Here is an 18,499-nt window from a genome sequence, read left to right on the forward strand (position 1 = left end):
TGCGCCGCGGCCTGATCAAACGTGCGCTTGGGCCGCGCACCGTGAAGCGTCACGGTGCGAAGCTCTTCGAGCTGCTTGATCAGCCAGGCCTGCGCTTCGCCAGCACTTGTGAAACCGCGCTGGCGAAATCGAGTGCCGCGCCAGATCTTGTCGACCTGCCAGGTACCGCCTTCGTCGGGGTGGATCCCCCGTGTTGATCGGCCCATGGTTCAACTCCTTTCTGTGGAATGGGCCGTCCGTTCCTGCGCGCATTCTGCGCCGGCTCGGAGGCGCTGGCAGAGGTGTCCGGCGCCTGCGAGGCCGCCTTCAACTCGTCGAAGGCGCGATCGAGGTCGTACACGTCGAAGATCAGGCTGGTGCCCACGCGGATCGGCGTGACACGCGGGCGGATCAGGCTGTCGAAGGTCCGGCGTTTCAGACCGACATGCGCCATGGCTTCGGAAAGGGGCAGGCCGCGGCTCATGACGACTGCTCCACAGGGGCGCCCTCGGGCGCGCACGCGGGCGCATCGGCCTGGCCCGCCTTGCCCATCGTGCCTACATAGAACGTGCTGGATCGCAGACGCGAGTGACCCAGGCGAATGGCCGTCCGGTAGCGCGCATCGGCATCGTTCTCCGGGCGCTCATGCTGGCCGCGCACCGGGGAGGGTGCACCGGTGTCAGCCTCGTAGCCATCGTTCGCCGACTGGTGCCGCAGACCGTGTGCCGTAACGCCCAGCGCGTTGCGAGTGATGCCGAACCGCCGAAGCACGTTATAGAAGCGGTCCTGGTTCTGTGCTGCCGTGCGACCCGGCTCACCCACGTACCAGCCCTTGGCGACGACGGACTGCAGCCGCGTGAGCAACTCGCGCTGCTCTTCGGTTTGCAGCGGCTCGTCGCGCGGGCGCCCACCCTTCGTGCCTTGTGCGAAGCGCACGAACTCCTCGCACTCCGGGTAGGCCGCGGCGTCGCGCTCGAAGGCCAGCTCCCGAGGGATCAGCGCGCCGTGTGGCCGGAAGTGCCGTGCCTCCTTGGGCCGGGCACCGAACCGGTAGCAGATCTCCAACTGCAGGCCGACCCACGGGTCGAAGGCGGCCACCTCGGCGATCTTGGCTTCGATGTCGACACCATGGGCCGTCCAGCTGCGGTCTTCCACCGCCACCTGTTTGCGGTGCACGTGCGGCGAATCGGCGCCGACGTAGAAGGCCACCTCGCGCACCAGGCCGGGCCGCCCGATCCAGCCCGCGAAGGTGCGCAGGAAGGACAGGTAGTTGTGGATGCTGGCGGTGGCCATGTCGCGCTGCAGCCAGCGCGCTACCACCGCCTGCACATGGCGCTGCTTGAGGACGCGCGGGTCGGCCTCCCGGAACGTCGTGTGAGTGCGCAGTTCGTTGAAGAAGCTGAAGTAGAAGTACTCGCGGTCCCTCATGGTCTTGAAGGACACCACCTTGTACAGCTTGGCGTGCTGGCTGTTGTGCTGCTTGACGATGGCGTCCAGCACACGCTTCCAGTCGCTCGTGCCGATCGGCAGCGACGCCAGCACCGCAGCGGGGTCGCGTCCTTCACCTGCTTGCTTGCGGAGTTCGTGCCTGCCGCGTTGTCTTGTCTTCGAACCCATATCGATCTCCAAGTGGTTGACCCAGGGAGCCAGCCGGGGTCGATGGCCTACCTGGAACACGGCGTTGGGGCGCGCCACGTCAAGGTGTTCCGTCTCGAAGCGGCGCGGAGGCGAAGAGCGGTGTCCACATCCAGCGGGCCTCGATGCTGGAAGGGTTCGTCCAAAAGTGCGGCCGAGCCGGCCGCTGGAGGTCTTAAAAAATCGGAAGCTGCCCGGACGACACGCGCGCGTTTCCGCACGAGGTCATCGATGCGCTCATGGCGCAGACCGCGCAGCCGCCTGACTTCGAAGTCGGGGCTGCGGTGGCGACCAGGTTCAACTGGTCATGCAGTGGGCAAGCAGAGTTGATCCCTCGGCTCCTGCTGGACGCGCCCCCTTCCACCGAGGGCGTGCAGGGTCATGGTGGTCTTCGGCCGGCATGCTGCGCAATTGCAGCGCGTGCCGGCCGAACGCCCGCAAGGGCAGTGGCCGTGACGAGGGAATTCAGGGATCGCAACGCGAACGCATTGCGGGGTGTGGCTGCAGGTGCTCGCGGGCGAGCCTGGCAGCGCATCGCATCTCGGGGATGCGGATCAATCAGAGGGATGGGGGCCGCGTCTTGCACGGCCGCGTAACTCGTCTAAGCAGGCTACGCGATGGAAGTGCGGGTCACGACCGCTAACGGCTGCTTCAGCGGCTGAGCGCTCGGTGGCAGCGTCCGGCCTGCTGTTGACTTGACGTCCTGCTGCAGGCACCGCAGGGCTGATTGAGAGTTGAACGCAAGCGGGTGTGTGATGTCAACAGCGCCGGGAACGCGGCGCATGTTCATCGGGCAGGAACCGACCACTTGATCCGGGCAGAGATGCAATTAGGTGCGACAAGACGCCGTGCAGCACTGACGATGCCGTCTTCCCCTCGGGCTTGACCTTCTTCTGCCATGCCTCTAGTTGGGCGCGGACGAGGCCGACAAATCAGGCGGACAAAGTGGTCCTACCTCGGCGGCAGCTGGGCTGGCTGAAGGGGTCCATCGACCGAGAGCCTTTGCCACATGGGTCGGACATTGGAGGCGTGCCGCCCCCTCTCGGAGGCTGCCAGAAGGCCAAATTCAGGGCTTTACCGCCAACTCATCGGCCACGGCCTGGAAGGCCTCCAGCGCCGCCTGCAGGTTCTCGACGATCTCGGCTGCGATGACATCGGGTGTCGGCAGGCTGTCCACGTCGTCGAGGCTCTCGTCCTTCAGCCAGAAGATGTCCAGGTTCAGCTTGTCGCGCTTCAGCAGTTCATCGACCTCGAACTTCTTGAAGCGCTCGGTCTCGCGCCGCTGGCCTAACTGGCCGACCTGATAGCGGGCCACAAAGTCCTGCAGGTCCTTGGTGTCCAGCGGGTTCTTCTTCAGCGTGAAGTGCAGGTTGGTGCGGAAGTCGTAGATCCACAGCGCCTTCGTGTTCGGCTTGCCGTCGGCACGCGGGGGTCGCTTGTCGAAGAACAGCACATTGGCCTTCACGCCCGGCTTGTAGAAGATGCCGGTGGGCAAGCGCAGCAGGGTGTGGAAGTCGAACTGCTCCAGCAAGCGCCGCCGGATGCCTTCGCCCGCGCTGCCAGCTTCGAACAGCACGTTGTCGGGGAGCACCACGCCGGCCCGCCCGTCGCTGCTCATCACCGTCATGATGTGCTGCATGAAGTTGAGCTGCTTGTTGCCGGTGGTGAACTTGAAGTCCTCGCGCTCGTAGTCTTCGCGCTCGGTGTCGACCTCGCCGTCTTCGCCGATCACCTTGTAACTGCTCTTCTTGCCGAAGGGCGGGTTGGTCAGGATCACGTCATAGCGCTCGCCGGGGTCGGCGGCCAGCGCGTCGGTGCTTCGGATCGGGCTTTCGCCGTTGCCGATGCCATGCAGGTAGAGGTTCATCGCGCAAAGGCGCACCACCTCGTCGACGATGTCGTTGCCGCTGAAGGTCTGCTCGCGCAGCCGCCGCTGCGCCGTGCGGTCACGCGCCTGTGCGCCGCCGTGCTCCTTCATGTACTCGTAGGCCGACAGCAGAAAGCCGCCGGTGCCGCAGGCCGGGTCGTGCACGGTTTCGCCGATGCGCGGTGCCAGCACATGCACCATGGCCTGGATCAGCGGGCGCGGCGTGAAGTACTGGCCCGCGCCGCTCTTCACTTCGGCGGCGTTGCGCTCCAGCAGGCCTTCGTAGATGGCGCCCTTCACGTCCACGCCGATGCCGATCCAGGTTTCGGCGTCGATCAGCGACACCACGCGCTTCAACTTGGCCGGGTCGGTCAGCTTGTTCTGCGCGCCGCGGAAGATCGTTCCGATCAGGCCCTTCTCGCGGGCCAGCGCTTCCAACGCATGGCGGTACTGGATCTCCAGTTCGTCGCCAGCCAGCGGCGCCAGCTTGTCCCAGCGCCACGCGGCCGGGATGGTGCTGGGCTCGCCCAGCAGTTCGGCACGCTCCTGGTCCATCTTCAGAAACAGCAAGTAGGTGATCTGTTCGACGTAGGCGCCGTAGTGGATCCCATGTCCGCGCAGGACGTGGGCGTAGTTCCAGACCTTGCCCACTAGGGCGGTGTAGTCGTTGCTCATCGAGTCGAATTGAAAGGCAGGGGGCCGCCGGGAAAAGAACCATCGGCGCAAGTCGTTGATTTACAAGCGTTTATGATCTCGCGCAGCGTTGTTTTCTTCGGCGACGGATAACAAGCCCGCGCCGGCGAGAACCGAGGCCGGATCATGGCATTCCTTCGTGGCGCCCCCAGCCGATTGGGCAGAGAATGATGGTTCCTCCTTGCTCCATGGCCACCTTCGACAAGACCGACATCCGCCACCAGGGTGCCTATACCCTGGCCGAGGCTGCACGCTATCTCAAGCTGCCGCAGGCCACGCTGCGCGCGTGGGCCGTGGGTCGCGACTACCCCGTGGCTGAAGGGCAGAACCGCTTCAAGGCGCTGATCAAGCCCGCCCGGGGCAAGCCGCCGCTGCTGTCGTTCTTCAACCTGATCGAGGCCCATGTGCTGCGCGCACTGCGCACCGAGCATGGTGTGTCGATCAAGGCGCTTCGCAACTCCATCGCCTACGCCGAGCGCACGCTGAAGATTGACCGGCTCTTGTTGCGCGAGGACCTGCGCACGCATGGTGGCAAAGTGCTGTTGGATCACTACGGCCAACTGATCGACCTCTCGGCCTCGGGCCAGATCGCCATACGCAAGGCGCTGGAGGATCATCTGGCCCGCGTCGAGTGGGACGAGTGGAAGTTCCCCGTGCGCCTGTACCCCTACCCGACTGCGACACTCGACGGGCGGCGGCCAATCGCGATCGACGCCCACATCGCCTTCGGCCGCCCGGTGCTGGTGGCGCAGGGCGTGTCCACCCACACCATCGCCGAACGGCTGGACGCCGGCGAGTCGGTCGATGACCTGGCCGCCGACTACGACGTGACGCAGGCGGACATCGAGCAAGCGGCGTTGTACGAACGCGCGGCCTGACGAGGCCGCGATTCATAGGCCTTGAGCCGCGTCTTCTTCACCGACCGCGACCTGGGCAAGCAGTTCCCGGCCCGCCTGCGTGAAGCCGGGCTCACTGTGGAACGGCACGCGGACCATTTCGCGCCCGATGCACCGGACGAGGTCTGGCTGCCCGAGGTGGGCCGCCGTGGCTGGATCGTGCTGACGCACGACGAGCGCATCCGCTACAAGCCCAACGAACTGGCCGCCGTGATGCGCCACCGCGTGCCGCTGCTGGTGGTGCAGGGCCAGGCGCCGTTCCCGCAATTGGCAGAGTGGTTCGTACAGACCCTGCCGCGCATCGCGGCGTTCTTGGACGCGCACGAGCCACCCTACATCGCCAAGGTCCAGCGGCCCACACCCAAGGAACTGGCGCTGCGGGCGGATGCTCCGGGCCGCGTGGTCTTGTGGGTGCCGGCGCGAACCTGAGCCAGCTTCAAATCGGATCTCGTGCCGGTGCCTGCGAGCCTATCCAGCCGACTCAATTCTCCGATTCGATGCGGCGCGCTCGAAGGGGCGTCCACGGCGGCGAGGTGCGGCGGAGGTGCCGCCTCGTCCAACTGCGGCAAGGCGGGCGAGCAGAGCGGACGCAGGTTCGTCCGTCGGATCTTGCGGGACGAGTTGACCGGAGAACGCAGCTTGCAACACAGATTGGCGCAATGACTTCCCACGGCCCGTCTCGACGACGAGCGAACTCGCGAGGTTGTCCAAGCGCGCAAGCTCCGTCGCAGCCAACTGGACTATCTCGTGCTGCTCTGCCGGCGGAGGTATCGGCACTGGAAGATCGCGACAGATTTCGAGCGTCAGGTTGACCTGGCCGACGGTTGCCTTCGACTTGGACGCGAGCCAGTCCTGGGCGACCCGGCTGAGCAGGTAGTACGCGAGGAAGTGCCTATCCAACCCGTCCAGCGGACGGAACACGGCGACGGCCTGATTCATGTTCCATTCCCGATGTGTGTCGGGAACGATGGAAACCTTTCCAAGCGGCGGCCCGACGATATTCATCACCACGTCGCCCGGGAGGAGTTTTGAGCGCGAGAGCGCATTTGAGTGGGTGGCTGCGTCGACAAAGGTCGGATCAATCGTGAAGTCGAGCGAACCGTCGAAGGTCAGGTTGTAGACCTTGATGAACGGGACGCCCACAGGCTCGCTGTGCATGGCGCTCGCCAGTGGCGTCGTGCCCTTGGTGATGAAGTCACAAACTGCCTCAGCACGAGCCCAGATCCATCCATCTGGAAGGATGGGGAGGCTTGTCAGGTCGTCGGGCCGAGCCTGAACGTCACCCTTCACTCGTCGATGCCTCGTTGAGCCAGACATTCGTTCGAGCAATGCCTCGCCAGGCTCATCGGAACTGGACCGCGCATGCCGCCACGCTGCGGTCAGTGCGCCCGTGATAGCGGCCTTCAGGACAGACTGCCGATAGCGCTTCAGCAATTCTTGAGTGCGCTCCAGCGCGCGCTCGCCTTCGTCGATCTCGCTGAAGAGTTCTTCGATGCGGGAGACGATGCGTTTTTGTTCCGCCAGTGGTGCAACCGGCACCGCCACCTCGCGCAGGTAGTCTGTGGGCACGCGCTGCTGACCGACGGCGCCTTGCATGTTGCGTTGAGCATCGCGGCGAAAGGACGACTGCACCAAGTAGTAGCGAAGGTACCCGGGCAACGCGGCGCCGTTCGGTCGAAGCACATGGAACTCTGTCGAACCACAACCAACGCCTTCGTGCAGGCCTCGAGCGACGGCAATCTTCCCGTTCTCCATGCAAGGCGTGATCTTGGCGAACAGCACATCACCGTTACGAAAGCGTGTGAAGCCCTTTTTCACTTCGCCAAAGGTTCGGGTGCCTGAAACATCAATGTGGCCGGTGAGTGGTTCAACAGCGGCCATCGGAACGAAAGTCACCTCTTGACTGTCGGGAACGGTGGTTGATGCACCGGGCGGGTTGATCAGTGTGATCTCGTCAAGCTTCGCCTGGGCCCAGCCCGGCGGCAATTCGGCCGTCATGCCACCAACACCTCGCTCAGCTCATCCAACATGCCGTTCAGCTCCGTTCCAAACAATCGCCGCGCCGCCACCACGCCACCCCAGTCGCTGAACGGCTGGTCGCGCATCAGGTCGGTCGGTGCAATTTCCACGTTCGCGGCCAGGTAGTCCTTGATTGCCTTCAGCCACGCCAGCTGCTCGTCGCTGAAGGCCTTGCCCGCCTTGATCTGCCGCCCGATCCACAGGTTGAAGCGCTGCTCCACGCGCGCCGCGTGCGGCTCCAGTACCTCGGACTGTCCCGTGGCGAAGCGCACCAGGCTGATCAGGTCGGTCAGCACCTTGTCGCTGGGCGCGCCGCGCACCAGCGCCGCGTTCAGCCGCTTGTAGGCCTGCCACACATCGGCCGTGGTCAGGTGGTGCGGGGGATCCGCCAGCTTGGCCGCCAGTTCGCGGATGCAGGCGTAGGTGAGGCGGCGCTTCGGGTAGGGTTGGCTGTAGAGGATCTGCAGCGCCAGCAGTTCGTTCTTGTGCGTCTCGATAAAGGTCTTGAAAGACGTGGTGCGCTTCTCGGCCTGGCCCTTGTCGTACTCGGCCGCCTGCAGCACGTCGAGTGTGCCCTCGTCGATGACGATGTCGGTCTTCTTCTTGATGGCCTTGATCAGGTTCCGCAGATCGGGGTCGTCCAGAGGCGCGCAGGCCTTGTCGCGCAGGTCGGCCTCGACGGTCTTCACCTGCGCGGCGGTGGCCGTCTCCACGCTGCCGTGACGCTGGATGACCGCCGCGTCGATGACCTCGGGTGTGATCGCGTCCAACAGGACACGGGCCAACGCCTTCAGGCTCTGGCCCTTGGCCGCCTGTTGGATGCGCTGGCGGTCTTCGGTGTCGATCTGCCGGTCCAGCGCCGCAAGGCGCGCGGCCAATGACGACAGCGCGTTCTCGTCACGCCGGCCCTGCGCGATCTGGTCGATCAGCTTGTCGAAGGGCACGGTGCGCTTGCGCTCCATGGGCTGCGACAAGGTCTTCTTGCCCTCCGTGACGCCCACGGCGTCGATCAGCACGAAGCGGGTTTTGGTCTGCGCGTCCGGCGTCACCTGCTGCAGGCTGGCATCGTGGATGGTGCGCACGCCGCGGCCCTTCATCTGCTCGAAGTAGCTTTCGCTCTTCACGTCGCGCATGAAGATCAGGCACTCCACGGGCTTGATGTCGGTGCCGGTGGCGATCATGTCCACCGTGACGGCGATGCGCGGGAACGGGTCGACGCGAAAGGCCTTGATCAGTTCCTTGGGCTTCTCGCTGGTCTGGTAGGTGATCTTCTTGGCGAAGTCGTTGCCCTGGCCGAAGACTTCCCAGCAGGCTTTGACAATCTCTTCGGCGTGGTTGTCGTCCTTCGCGAAGATCAGCGTCTTGGGCACCCACTGGCCGCTGCGGCCGGGGAACAGTTCCGTGAAGAGCTTCTCGCGGTACGTCTGCAGCACCAGGCGGATCTGGTCCGGCACGGTCACCGAGGCATCGAGGTCCTGCCGCACGTAGGGCAAGTCGGCATCGAGCTGCTTGTAGCGCAGCGCCCGCGTGCGGCGGTCGCGCACTGGCACGTGATAGCTGGCATCCACCGTGCCGCCTTGTTCCGTCACCTGCGTGCGGATGCGGTAGACCTCGAAGCCGACGTTCACGCCATCGACCACCGATTGCTCGTACGGATACTCGGCCACCAAGTTGCGCTTAAAGAAGCCCAACGTATGCGCAGACGGCGTGGCGGTCAGACCGATGAGGTGGGCGTCGAAGTACTCCAGCACCTGACGCCACAGGCCGTAGATGGAGCGGTGGCATTCGTCGGTGACGATGACATCGAAGTGCTCGATCGGGATGGCCGGGTTGTAGACCACGGGGCGCAAGTCGCCCTCATCGTCCGAGGCGGCATCGCTCCAGGTCTCGAACGCCGAACCTTCCTCGTCGGCCTCGTCCAGTTCCTCGCCGCGCAGCATGGCGTACAGCCGCTGGATGGTGGTGATCACCACCTTGGCGTCCGGATCGATGCGATTGCCGTGCAAGTGCTGGACGATGTAAGTCTTGTCGAACTTGTGCGCGGCGCCGGGCGGGTCGAAGTTCTGGTACTCCCTCAACGTCTGGTCGCCCAGGTTGTTGCGGTCCACCAGGAACAGGATGCGCTTCGCCTTGGCATGCTTGAGCAGGCGCCAGCTGAAGTTGCAGGCGGTGAAGGTCTTGCCGGCTCCCGTGGCCATCTGGATCAGCGAGCGCGGGCGGTCGTCGGCCAGAGAGGTTTCCAGGCCGGTGATGGCATCGATCTGGCAGTCACGCAGGCTGGCCGTCTCCAGCGGCGGCATCTGGCGCAGGCGAGCGCGCAGCGTGTCGGCCTCCTTCAGCCAGGCATGCAGCGTGGACGGCTGATGGAAGGCGAAGACGCGCCGCGAGCGAGGCTTGGGATCGCGGGTGTCGCGGAAGTAGGTTTCGTCGCCGGTGGATTCGTAGTCGAACACCAGGCGATCGGCCCATCGAGCCAGGTGATCCGGCAGATCCTGCATGTAGCGCGCGGCCTGCTCGGCCACGCCGCTGAGCGTGACGCCTGCTTTCTTCGCTTCGATCACGCCGCAGGCCTTGCCGCCGACGAACAACAGGTAGTCGCACGGGCCGCTCGGCAGGGGGAACTCGCGCACTGCGACGCCTTCGGAGGCATGGCGGTTGAAGCCCGCCATGTCCTGGACGGCCCACCCCGCGGCCACCAACAGCGAATCGATCGCGGCTCGAGCTTGGGCTTCGGGTGTGACTGCCATGGCGAGCGAACTCAGCGTGCCTTGCGCTTGGTAGGTCCGGTCGTCGATCGGCGGTCGACTTCGGTGTCATCGAGCGACATGCCGAGGTACGCCGCCAAGGCAAGTCGAAGCACCTCGGAACGCGAAGGGATCGACCCCAGCGACGCGCGAAGCTCGATGCGCTTCTCGTCGATGGCGCGTTCGAGTTGCTCGCTGACTCGGAGGTTGAGTTGGGCGCGGGTCATTGGCGGGTCGCCGGAGTGTAGCCTGCGAGAAATGCGTATTGGTAGACGCGGAGACGCTGTGTGGCAATGAACACTTCGAATCACCTGATTCGCAATTGCCACCCGAGCGGAACGGGAGACTGATTCCATCGGGCGTACTGGGCCAATACGCATCGAATGAGTCGAACTCGATCTGCCAGTTCGACGAAGAACGAACTTCGGTCCACCGAACTAGTCATCTCGCCCGTTGTCTGCTCGCCGCCAAGCTTCAAGGAACTCGGTGACCTCGGGGTAGGTGTTGCTCGCGGCGACTGCCTCGACTCGTGGGCGGAACAGATCCAAATCGATCAAGCGGCTCATGCCTTTCGTGCTGACTCTGGTGATGCGCTTCGCGACGACATCGCCCATGCCCGCGAAGCCCATCCCTTGTGTCCAGCCATAGGAAGTGAAGGCCTTAGAAAGCAGCCGGACTCCGTCATCGGTGGAGAACGCCGCCGTGGTCCACGCTCGAACCAAAGCACCTTCGTCGTTTTCCAGTTCCATCCACCAGTGCAAGAGAAATGGCAAATCGCGGTGGGCAAGCAGAGTCAGATCGCCTGCGGCTTCCTTGATTCGGGAGTGGAGCAGAGTACGCAGTTGCCCTGCGTCTTCCTCCGTGGTTAGGCAATTCTCAGGAGGCTCTCGCTCTTTGCCATCTCGTGGGTGATAGTCGTTCCAAGCTGAGCGCGTGAAGTCGGCAAGCCACCCAAGGGATGCCGTGGCGCAAGCCTCTCTGAAGATCTTCGATCGCTCATCGAGCGGCACTCGTTCCCTCGTCAGGGCACGCAGTAACCAATGAAGACGGAGTTCGTTGCTACCCATGCTGAAAGCCTTCGCGGCGTCAGCTTCAACGTTGATCTCATCTGCAATCTGGAATAGCGCCGTCAGCAACGGCTGGACCTTGCCTCGTTCCACTCGCGCCGCATGAGTAGTCAACTCGCTAAGCCACACAGCGGCCTTGGTACCACCAGATCGGCGAATCGTCGCCACGGCTTGGCGAAAGGTGTCCTTGACATACTCGATCTCGTGCGCCTGGGCCAGGAACGCATTCAATTCAGTGTTTGGAATGACCTCGTCTCCGATCGAAAATCGGAAGTAGGAGTCGAAGTGGTCAGGTGAGCAGACTCGGCGCTCCATAGCCCATTGCCGCGCAAACCCGTCGCCATAGTTCATGTTTGCCCAGGCGGACTCCAGTGCGGGGAAGAGTCGCATCAGCAGCCGTCGGATCTTCTCGTGGTCAGGTGCGGGTGTGGTGCCGAAGAAGGTCTCATTGAAGCGTTGAGCCGGTGCCGCGCGATCCCGACCTTCCCCTCGGCCTACATTGCTTAGCTGCTCCTTGTTTTGGCGGATCGCACGATAGACGGTCGGATGAAGGAGCCGAAGCATCTCGAGTGCCAGAAAATCGGCTCGGTCTACTTCGCCTGCCACGGCGGGCCAAGATACGCTCAGAGAATTCGTGAAGCGAGTGACATCGCGAGGCGTTCGCATCGCCGGCGAGATTGCCTCATAGAAGATGTTCATGAAGCGGACCATGTCTGGCTCGGCCGGAGCGCCGCAAATCGACTCAATGAGCGATAGCAGGTGCTGCTGGACGTCGAGTGCCGATGGATCCGGCAACTCAAACGAGGCCTGCACGATCTTCTCCAAGTAGTGCGGACCTTCCGACGGGTAACGCTCACTGACGATCCTCTCTGCCAGGAGGCGGTCATAGACGAGCAAGTACATGACGTTCGGCAGACGACCCACAGATTTGACCAGCCGGAAGATCAGCAGGGCCTCGTCCGGAGAAAGGCGATCGATGTCGTCGATGACGATGAGGAAGCGCTTTTTCTGTTCGGCCAGGGCCTTTGACAGCTCCGCGTGAAGCGTCTCGACGCTTTCATCCTGTTCTATAAGGCCTGCCAGCCACTCCATGCCCTTCTCGGCGATACTTCCGGCAATGACCGCTCCTGCGGCCTCTGCGACTTTGCCGACGAGCGCGCCGGCACGAAGCAGGCGAGCGCCAAGTTTTGGCAGCTTCTTCTTAACCTTCTCACCGAGACTCGGGCCAAGGCCTGCATACAACTCTCGGAAGAACGCGAGTGCCAATGCGTCCTCGCCTCTGAACCACCAGCAAGCAAAGTCGATGACGACAAGCTCGTTCGTCTTGACCGCTTCGCGCAGATGATGCTTGCACAGATTGACTGCACTGCTCTTTCCCGACCCCCAAGGGCCATTTAGTCCGATCACAGCGCCCTGCGGTGACTTCATCTTTAGAACGCTGGCGGCGAGAGCGCGAGCGAACGGATCAACCCCGAAGCGGTCTTCGTCTGGAGCTTCGATTGGCTGATCGTTGTAGGGTAGGTGCTCGGTCATGGCTTCGTGCAACACGGAGGACGAGTGACTATGCCACCGGCAGGCTCCAGCCCTTGCCCGGCATCGGGAGGCTTGACCTGGAAAACGGTTCGGCCCTGAGATTGCAGCCTTGAGACCGCATAGCTATGACTGATAAAGGACGTTATCAATCACAGCCCTTTCGACTGCCATGTTCGCCCCGTCCCAGCTCGAACTCCTGCCCGCCGCGCCCGTGCCGGCGCTCCTCGCGCCTGACGCCCGCGCCAAGGCCCGCACGCTGGAGTTCTTCACCGCGCACATCCGCAACCCGAACACGCGCAAAGCCTACGCGCGGGCCGGGCAGCACTTCGCCGACTGGTGCGCGCGTTTCGGCATCGACGACATCCGCCAGGTGCAGCCGGTTCACGTCGCGCTGTACGTCGAGCAGCTCGACCTGGCCGCGCCGTCGGTGAAGCAGCGCCTGGCGGCGCTGCGCTCGCTGTTCGACTGGCTGGTGGTGGGGCAGGTGATGCCGATCAATCCGGCGGCGGCGGTCCGCGGGCCGCGCTACTCGGTGAAGACCGGCAAGACGCCTGTGCTGTCGGCGAGCGAGGTGCGCGACCTAGTCGAGTCCATCGACGCCGACTCCCTGGTGGGCATGCGCGATCGGGCCTTGATCGGAACCATGGTCTACACCTTCGCGCGCGTCGGCGCGGTCACGCGGCTGCGCGTCGAGGATGTCTACACCCAGCGGCGGCGCCTGTGGGTGCGGCTGGATGAGAAGGGCGGCAAGCGCCACGAGATGCCGTGCCACCACCGGCTGGAGGAGTGGCTGTTCGACTACCTGGAGGCCGCCGGCATCGCCGACGATCCACGCGGTCCGCTCTTCAGGTCGGCACGGGCCGCCACCGACACGCTGACCTCGCGGCCGATGTCCCAGGCCGACGTGTACCGGATGATCCGGCGGCGCACTGAGGCTGCTGGCATCGCCACGGCCATCGGGTGTCACTCGTTTCGCGCGACCGGCATCACTGAGTACCTCTTGAACGGCGGCAAGCTGGAGATCGCGCAGCAGATGGCCAACCACGAGTCATCGCGCACGACGGGCCTGTACGACCGGCGCGGCGACCAGATCAAGCTCGACGAGGTGGAGCGGATCGGCATCTGAGGTGCGGCGGAGGCGGTCCCCGCCCGCGCACCGCCCCTTGAAGCCTTGAGATCCAGGGCAAGCATCCCGGCAGGTTCACTTGCTGGAGCGACGCCCTTGACTGACTTTCCATCTGACGACGACAGGTTCGAGGACTTTCGGCTGCCTGGCGTGCCCGAGCTGCGGCCCGCCGATCCCAGTTGGGAGCGTCGCCTGGAAGACTGGCACGAGATGATGCGTGTTCGCATTCACGCCGAGTTGCCGGAGGTCCTGGCCGGCGCGCGGGGCGAGTTGTCGCTGCGGCGTGTCATGGGGCGACACCAGTCGTCGCGCTTCGGGCACATCTTCGGTGGCAAGCGCGTGCCGCGAGATCCCGCCAACCCAGCGGCAGGGCGCTACGAGATCGACCTGATCGTGGTGACGCCGAGGCGCATCGCGATTGTCGAGGTCAAGCACTGGAGCGGCACCCTGCGACTGGACGGAGACCAGTGGGTCTACCAGCGGCGCTCGGGCGAATTGCAGGTGTTCGACAGTCTGGTCGCGCACAACGACAGCAAGGCGCGGGCGCTGCGCCAGCATCTGCAGGCCGCCGGTCTGGATGTGCCGCGCGAGCGGTTCAGCCAGTTCGTTGTCTTCACCCACCCGAGGCTCGACCTCGACGAGCGTTTGGCGGCGCATCCGAATGTGGTGACGCTCTACGATTTGCAAGTTGCGGGTTCGCGGTTCGGCCGCGGCGTGTCCGGATCGGAGCTGTTGCTGGCCAAGTTGATCGAGCGATGCGCCAAGCCTGCCACCGCCTCCAAGCTGACCGAGGGTCTCCTGGAGATGATGACGCCTGCCACGACGACCAGGATCGCGGAGGTCGTCGGCCAGCTCCGCACGTGGGATGTCGTCCGGCTGCACGGCGGGCGCGAACTCATCGGGGACCTGATTTGGGTTCGGGTCGACGGGCGGCGCATCGGCGCGCTCCCGGCCTGCCGCAAGGCCTCGCTGCACTGGTGGCGTGGCAAGCTGTGGGGCCTGGTGCCACTCGTGGGTCTGGCACCGTTCGGACGTATGCGAGGCGATCTCTTGCCCACCACGTCGGTCGGCATGGACGATTGCGTGTACTTTCACGAGGCGGGGCAGATCCGACCGTCGGTCATCGCGCTGCCGCATGTGGATGAACTGCGAACCGGGTAATGAGGGTCTGGCCATGATTCGATACGGCAACCGGCTGACGCTCAGCGAAGTCGACATCCGGCGGTGGACCCGGATCACGGGCTTCGAGCCGACGGCCATCGCAACCGTGGCCGATCTGGAGGACTACGTGCGAGAGTGCAAGCGCTACTACGCCGAGCCCTCGGACGACTCTGCGTTCCTCAACTGGCTGATGGACGTGGAACTGGAGCGGTACGGCGGCCGACCAGCAGGGAACCGGCCAGTGCAGTTGGCAGCTGTGAGCCCGGACCACGCTCGGACTGACACTGAGCGAGAACTGCTGTGGAACATCGCGCTCGATGGCGACCCGGTGAGAAGGGTCGAGTTGGCTCGCCAGTTGGAAGATCGCAAGGGATCGGATGCGTAGCGCGCACGGGCTGACTGCCCGACGCTCAGTCCAATGAAACGGCCGCGGCAATCAACACAAACTGCTCGTGCATGTCGGGGTGTTTGGCCTTGAGGAACTTCGCGACCAGCGCGTTCTCCATCAGCTTGATCAGGTATCCCTTGGCGAGCACCAAGTTGAGCACGTCTTGCCCATAGGACTGCTCGACCAACCGGTACTGCCCCTGAAGGTTCGCCATCTCGCGCTCCATCCGCGCCATCTGGTCCGGCGTCACGCCAGTAATCTTTCGGGCACGCTTGTCGGACACCAGTGCGTGTGCCGGCGTCGCGACCAGAAGTGCCTCGGCGTAGGCGACAGTCAAATTGTTTGCCGACAGCATCAGCTCGGCGCACTCGACCTGTCGGGTCGGCTTCATCTTGCGCAGCACTCGCCCCAGCTCCACGGAAAACTGACGGTCCTTGAAGAGTTCGACCGCCTCGGGGCAGATGCCTTCCAGCAGATTGACCTTCTTCGCGATTTGGGACACGTCCACGCCGAGCGCCTTGGCTAACCGCTCCTGCGAGACGCCGCGCTCGATCGCGCGCCGGATCATGAAGTGCTCCTGCACCGTCGAGAGCCGATTGATCCGGTTGTTGTAGGTGTAGGCCTCATCGTCCTTCGCCACGAGGCAGGACGCACTCGCGTGGCCGAGAGCCTGCAATGCGACCAGCCGCACGTGGCCGTCCAGTAGCAGGTGATGGCCGCTAGCGGCGTCCAGCGCGGCCACCGACAACGGCTCAATCAGCCCGACTTCCTCGATGGACGACTTGACCTGCCGGAACTTCCTCGACGTTGCGAGGCCTGCAGGCACCTTCCTCGACGGCAGTATCCGGTCGAGGCTCACCGTGATCGGCTCCGGCACGAAGCCGAGGGCAATGGCGGTCATGTTCGCCGACCGTCCGTCCAGACCCGCTCGGCGAGGTACCTGGGCAGTGTGTCCAGCCCCTCGGCGCGGAGTAAGTTGACGAAGTTGTCGTCCTTGAACAACTCCTGCAGGGCACTGACGGTGAACAGTAGTCGCTGCTGCGCGATGGTGGCCTTCCGAACCATCGCCTTCTGCCGCTCCACCTCCTTCTGGTAGGTGCGTACCAGGCTCGACGTCGTCACGTCGCTCGTCCCTCGGGGCATTCGTCGAGCGATGGATCGGCCCAGCTTGGATCGCCGCTCAAGCACGCGCCGTGTATCGATCAGCTTCCGTCCGCGGAGCGTGCCCGCCTCGTAGGCTTCCTGCAGCGCAGCCTGAACAGCCTTGTCGTCATCACCGGCGCCGACGATCGCCAGGGCCGCGTTGAGCGGCACGTCGCCCTTCTCGACTGCGACGAGCAGGCGTTGTTCACCACCCTTGATCAGACTGACGATTCCCTGCACATAGCTGAAGGTCAGGCCCGTCTTGACGCTGATCTGTCGGGGGTTGTAGCCGCGCGCCAGCAACTGCTCGATACCTGCAAGGAGTTCCAACGGCCTCCATTGCCGCCGAGCAACGTTCTCGGTCAGACTCATGATGAAGGCATCCTCATCATCAACCTCGACCACAAGGGCGGGAATCGTGGCCTGGCCGAGCGCCTTGAACGCCTTCATGCGGCCTTCGCCGCAGACCAGAAGATACCGATCGGAACCATCGTCAGACGGTCGCGGTGTCACCACGATCGGCTTCTTCAAGCCGATCGCCTTGATGTTGGCGACGATGTCGGAAAACGCCTTTGCGTTGCGCTCGCGGGGGTTCAAGACGTCGATGCGCTCCAGCGGAATCTGGCGAATCTCTCGTGGCAGCGAATCTCTCACGCTGCCAACCTCACGCGGGACCGGGCCGCCATGCCGTACAGGTAGTCCAGCGTCTCGAAGCGGTAGCTCTCGAACTCGGCCGCATTCCTCTCGGCCAGACTGATGTTCGAGCTGCCGATGTCCACCTTCGGCAAGAGGTAGTAGTCGCGCACCGCCTGGTTGCCGCTCTCCAGCCGGGCCGCGACTGAGATGTCTGGCGCCAGGCTGGAGTCGAGTCGGATCTTCCAGCGGTTTGGCATTCCGGCGGCCTCATGGCAACGCGCCAGCACGATCGAGACCGTGAACTCGCCGTTGACGATGAGAACGTCCGTGGCGGCATCGCGCTGAACGATGCCGCCAAGGCCTGCGATCTGCACCTCGATCTGCCGCAACACGTCGGGGTGCATGCGGCGCAGGGCGCGATTGATCTCGACGTAGCGGTAGTCCCGGTCCGGCGTAAACCCGACGAGCTGATACGCCCGCACCAGGCTTCCGAACCGGTGGGCATAGACGGCAGCGCACGGCATGTCCTCCGTCTCGTTGATCACGACACCGGAGAGGAAGCCGCGGTTGCGATACAGCCCACGGAGTCGTTCGATGAGTTCCTCGTTGGTGTAGCGGTGCGCTCGCGCTCGGATGATCCCTTGGGCGGTATAGAACACGTCCGGCGGAACCACCCCCGGGAAGGCGGCATCCCTTCGAATCCACATCTCCGGCGGGTTCGCCACTCTCAGCTTCTTCAGCTTGAAGGAGACCCGGTTGTAGACGTTGTGCCCAACGTACTTCTCATTGGTGAGCACTTCGCGAACGGTTGCGCGCGTCCACTCGCGGTCCAGGTCGGTGCGGACGCGCATGCCGTTCAGGCGCCCGGCAATCTCCGATTCGTACAGGCCATCGTCGATGAACCACCGATAGATCTGGTTGACGATGGTGACCTCGTCGTCGGGACCGGGTCGCAGGATGACTCGGTCGGTCTGCAGACTCTTGTGCTCGCCGCGCGAAAGCTCCGCCTTGACTTCGCCTTTGACGTCGACGAGCGTTCGACGCAGACCGTACCCTGCTGGACCTCCCTGCCGATAGCCCAGCTCGATCAGCCGACACTGGCCGGCGAAGACCTTTGCCGAAAGCTCCCGGCTGTACTCGCCGGCCATTGCGCGCTTGACGCCCTTGACGATGGTCGAGACGGGCGAGCCGTCGTTCTCGAACTGCTCTGCGCAATAGGCCACCTGAATGCCCGCCCGGCGGCAGATGTATTCGTAGTAAGCGCTCTCGTCGGCATCCTGGAAGCGACCCCAGCGGCTCACGTCGTACACCAAGATGATGTCGAAGTCGGCGGTGCCAGCCTCGACGTCTCGGATCAAGCGTTGCAGTGCCTGGCGACCATCGATACGCAGCCCGCTCTTTCCTTCGTCGGCGTAGGTCTTGATGATGTCGATGCCGCGGCGAACAGCGTACTCGCGGATCTTGTCCGCCTGGTTCTCGGTCGAGTACTGCTGATGCTCGGTCGACATGCGGACGTACTCTGCCGCTCGCATGCGCGGAGCCTCCTGTGCCTGACCCTCATTGATCGCATCCGACGGCATGCCGAACCTCCGGGAAACCAGCATCCGGCTCG

General features: G+C 64.1%; 15 protein-coding genes. 5 read left to right on the forward strand and 10 right to left on the reverse strand.

Annotation, left to right across the window (positions count from 1 at the left end):
• Positions 1–79: 79 nt before the first annotated feature.
• The 3 genes from D9C15_RS28570 to D9C15_RS28580 form a co-directional block, all read right to left on the reverse strand.
• Positions 80–463 (reverse strand): hypothetical protein, encoded by a 384-nt coding sequence (locus D9C15_RS28570; RefSeq protein ID WP_128002590.1) that lies wholly within the window; start codon positions 461–463, stop codon positions 80–82.
• Positions 460–1,596: a phage integrase N-terminal domain-containing protein gene (locus D9C15_RS28575; RefSeq protein ID WP_128002592.1), complete on the reverse strand. Its 1,137-nt coding sequence runs from the start codon at positions 1,594–1,596 to the stop codon at positions 460–462. Before D9C15_RS28575 ends, D9C15_RS28570 begins: the two co-directional genes overlap by 4 nt.
• A gap of 1,084 nt (positions 1,597–2,680) precedes the next feature.
• Positions 2,681–4,156 (reverse strand): class I SAM-dependent DNA methyltransferase, encoded by a 1,476-nt coding sequence (locus D9C15_RS28580; RefSeq protein WP_128002594.1) that lies wholly within the window; start codon positions 4,154–4,156, stop codon positions 2,681–2,683.
• 206 nt (positions 4,157–4,362) lie between these two features.
• Here D9C15_RS28580 and D9C15_RS28585 point away from each other — a divergent pair, with 206 nt between their 5' ends.
• Both D9C15_RS28585 and D9C15_RS28590 read left to right on the forward strand, forming a co-directional pair.
• On the forward strand, positions 4,363–5,052 hold the full coding sequence (locus D9C15_RS28585; protein ID WP_164886897.1) for a DUF433 domain-containing protein: 690 nt from the start codon (positions 4,363–4,365) through the stop codon (positions 5,050–5,052).
• Between the two features lie 21 nt (positions 5,053–5,073).
• A complete protein-coding gene (locus D9C15_RS28590) occupies positions 5,074–5,499 on the forward strand; it encodes a PIN-like domain-containing protein (RefSeq protein ID WP_128002598.1) in 426 nt (141 codons plus the stop codon).
• Positions 5,500–5,538: 39 nt separating this feature from the next.
• On the opposite strand, the gene D9C15_RS28595 is transcribed toward D9C15_RS28590, so the two are convergent.
• The 4 genes from D9C15_RS28595 to D9C15_RS28610 form a co-directional block, all read right to left on the reverse strand.
• Positions 5,539–7,068, reverse strand: a complete 1,530-nt coding sequence (locus D9C15_RS28595) for a restriction endonuclease subunit S (protein ID WP_128002599.1) — start codon at positions 7,066–7,068, stop codon at positions 5,539–5,541.
• The gene (locus tag D9C15_RS28600) at positions 7,065–9,836 is read right to left on the reverse strand and encodes a type I restriction endonuclease subunit R (RefSeq protein ID WP_128002601.1); all 2,772 of its coding nucleotides are present in this window, start codon (positions 9,834–9,836) and stop codon (positions 7,065–7,067) included. Before D9C15_RS28600 ends, D9C15_RS28595 begins: the two co-directional genes overlap by 4 nt.
• An 11-nt stretch (positions 9,837–9,847) precedes the next feature.
• Positions 9,848–10,060 (reverse strand): hypothetical protein, encoded by a 213-nt coding sequence (locus D9C15_RS28605; protein ID WP_128002603.1) that lies wholly within the window; start codon positions 10,058–10,060, stop codon positions 9,848–9,850.
• A gap of 210 nt (positions 10,061–10,270) precedes the next feature.
• Positions 10,271–12,433, reverse strand: a complete 2,163-nt coding sequence (locus tag D9C15_RS28610) for a KAP family P-loop NTPase fold protein (RefSeq protein WP_128002605.1) — start codon at positions 12,431–12,433, stop codon at positions 10,271–10,273.
• A gap of 211 nt (positions 12,434–12,644) precedes the next feature.
• Here D9C15_RS28610 and D9C15_RS28615 point away from each other — a divergent pair, with 211 nt between their 5' ends.
• The 3 genes from D9C15_RS28615 (at position 12,645) to D9C15_RS28625 (ending at position 15,105) form a co-directional block, all read left to right on the forward strand.
• Positions 12,645–13,559, forward strand: coding sequence for a tyrosine-type recombinase/integrase (locus tag D9C15_RS28615; protein ID WP_310734517.1), 915 nt, complete (start codon positions 12,645–12,647; stop codon positions 13,557–13,559).
• Positions 13,560–13,655: 96 nt separating this feature from the next.
• A complete protein-coding gene (locus tag D9C15_RS28620; protein WP_128002609.1) occupies positions 13,656–14,720 on the forward strand; it encodes a nuclease-related domain-containing protein in 1,065 nt (354 codons plus the stop codon).
• Positions 14,721–14,733: 13 nt separating this feature from the next.
• Positions 14,734–15,105 carry a hypothetical protein gene (locus D9C15_RS28625; RefSeq protein ID WP_128002611.1) on the forward strand — a complete coding sequence of 124 codons (372 nt, stop codon included), beginning with the start codon at positions 14,734–14,736 and terminating at the stop codon, positions 15,103–15,105.
• 25 nt (positions 15,106–15,130) lie between these two features.
• On the opposite strand, the gene D9C15_RS28630 is transcribed toward D9C15_RS28625, so the two are convergent.
• The 3 genes from D9C15_RS28630 to D9C15_RS28640 are packed head-to-tail and all read right to left on the reverse strand — an operon-like array spanning position 15,131 to position 18,467.
• Positions 15,131–16,009 (reverse strand): plasmid partitioning protein RepB C-terminal domain-containing protein, encoded by an 879-nt coding sequence (locus tag D9C15_RS28630; protein ID WP_128002613.1) that lies wholly within the window; start codon positions 16,007–16,009, stop codon positions 15,131–15,133.
• A complete protein-coding gene (locus D9C15_RS28635; protein WP_128002615.1) occupies positions 16,006–16,905 on the reverse strand; it encodes a ParB/RepB/Spo0J family partition protein in 900 nt (299 codons plus the stop codon). The genes D9C15_RS28630 and D9C15_RS28635 overlap by 4 nt, the downstream gene beginning before the upstream one ends.
• Positions 16,902–18,467, reverse strand: a complete 1,566-nt coding sequence (locus D9C15_RS28640) for a recombinase family protein (RefSeq protein ID WP_128002617.1) — start codon at positions 18,465–18,467, stop codon at positions 16,902–16,904. The genes D9C15_RS28635 and D9C15_RS28640 overlap by 4 nt, the downstream gene beginning before the upstream one ends.
• Positions 18,468–18,499: the final 32 nt, after the last annotated feature.

It is taken from the genome of Piscinibacter defluvii, assembly GCF_004011805.1.
GTDB lineage: Bacteria > Pseudomonadota > Gammaproteobacteria > Burkholderiales > Burkholderiaceae_C > Piscinibacter > Piscinibacter defluvii.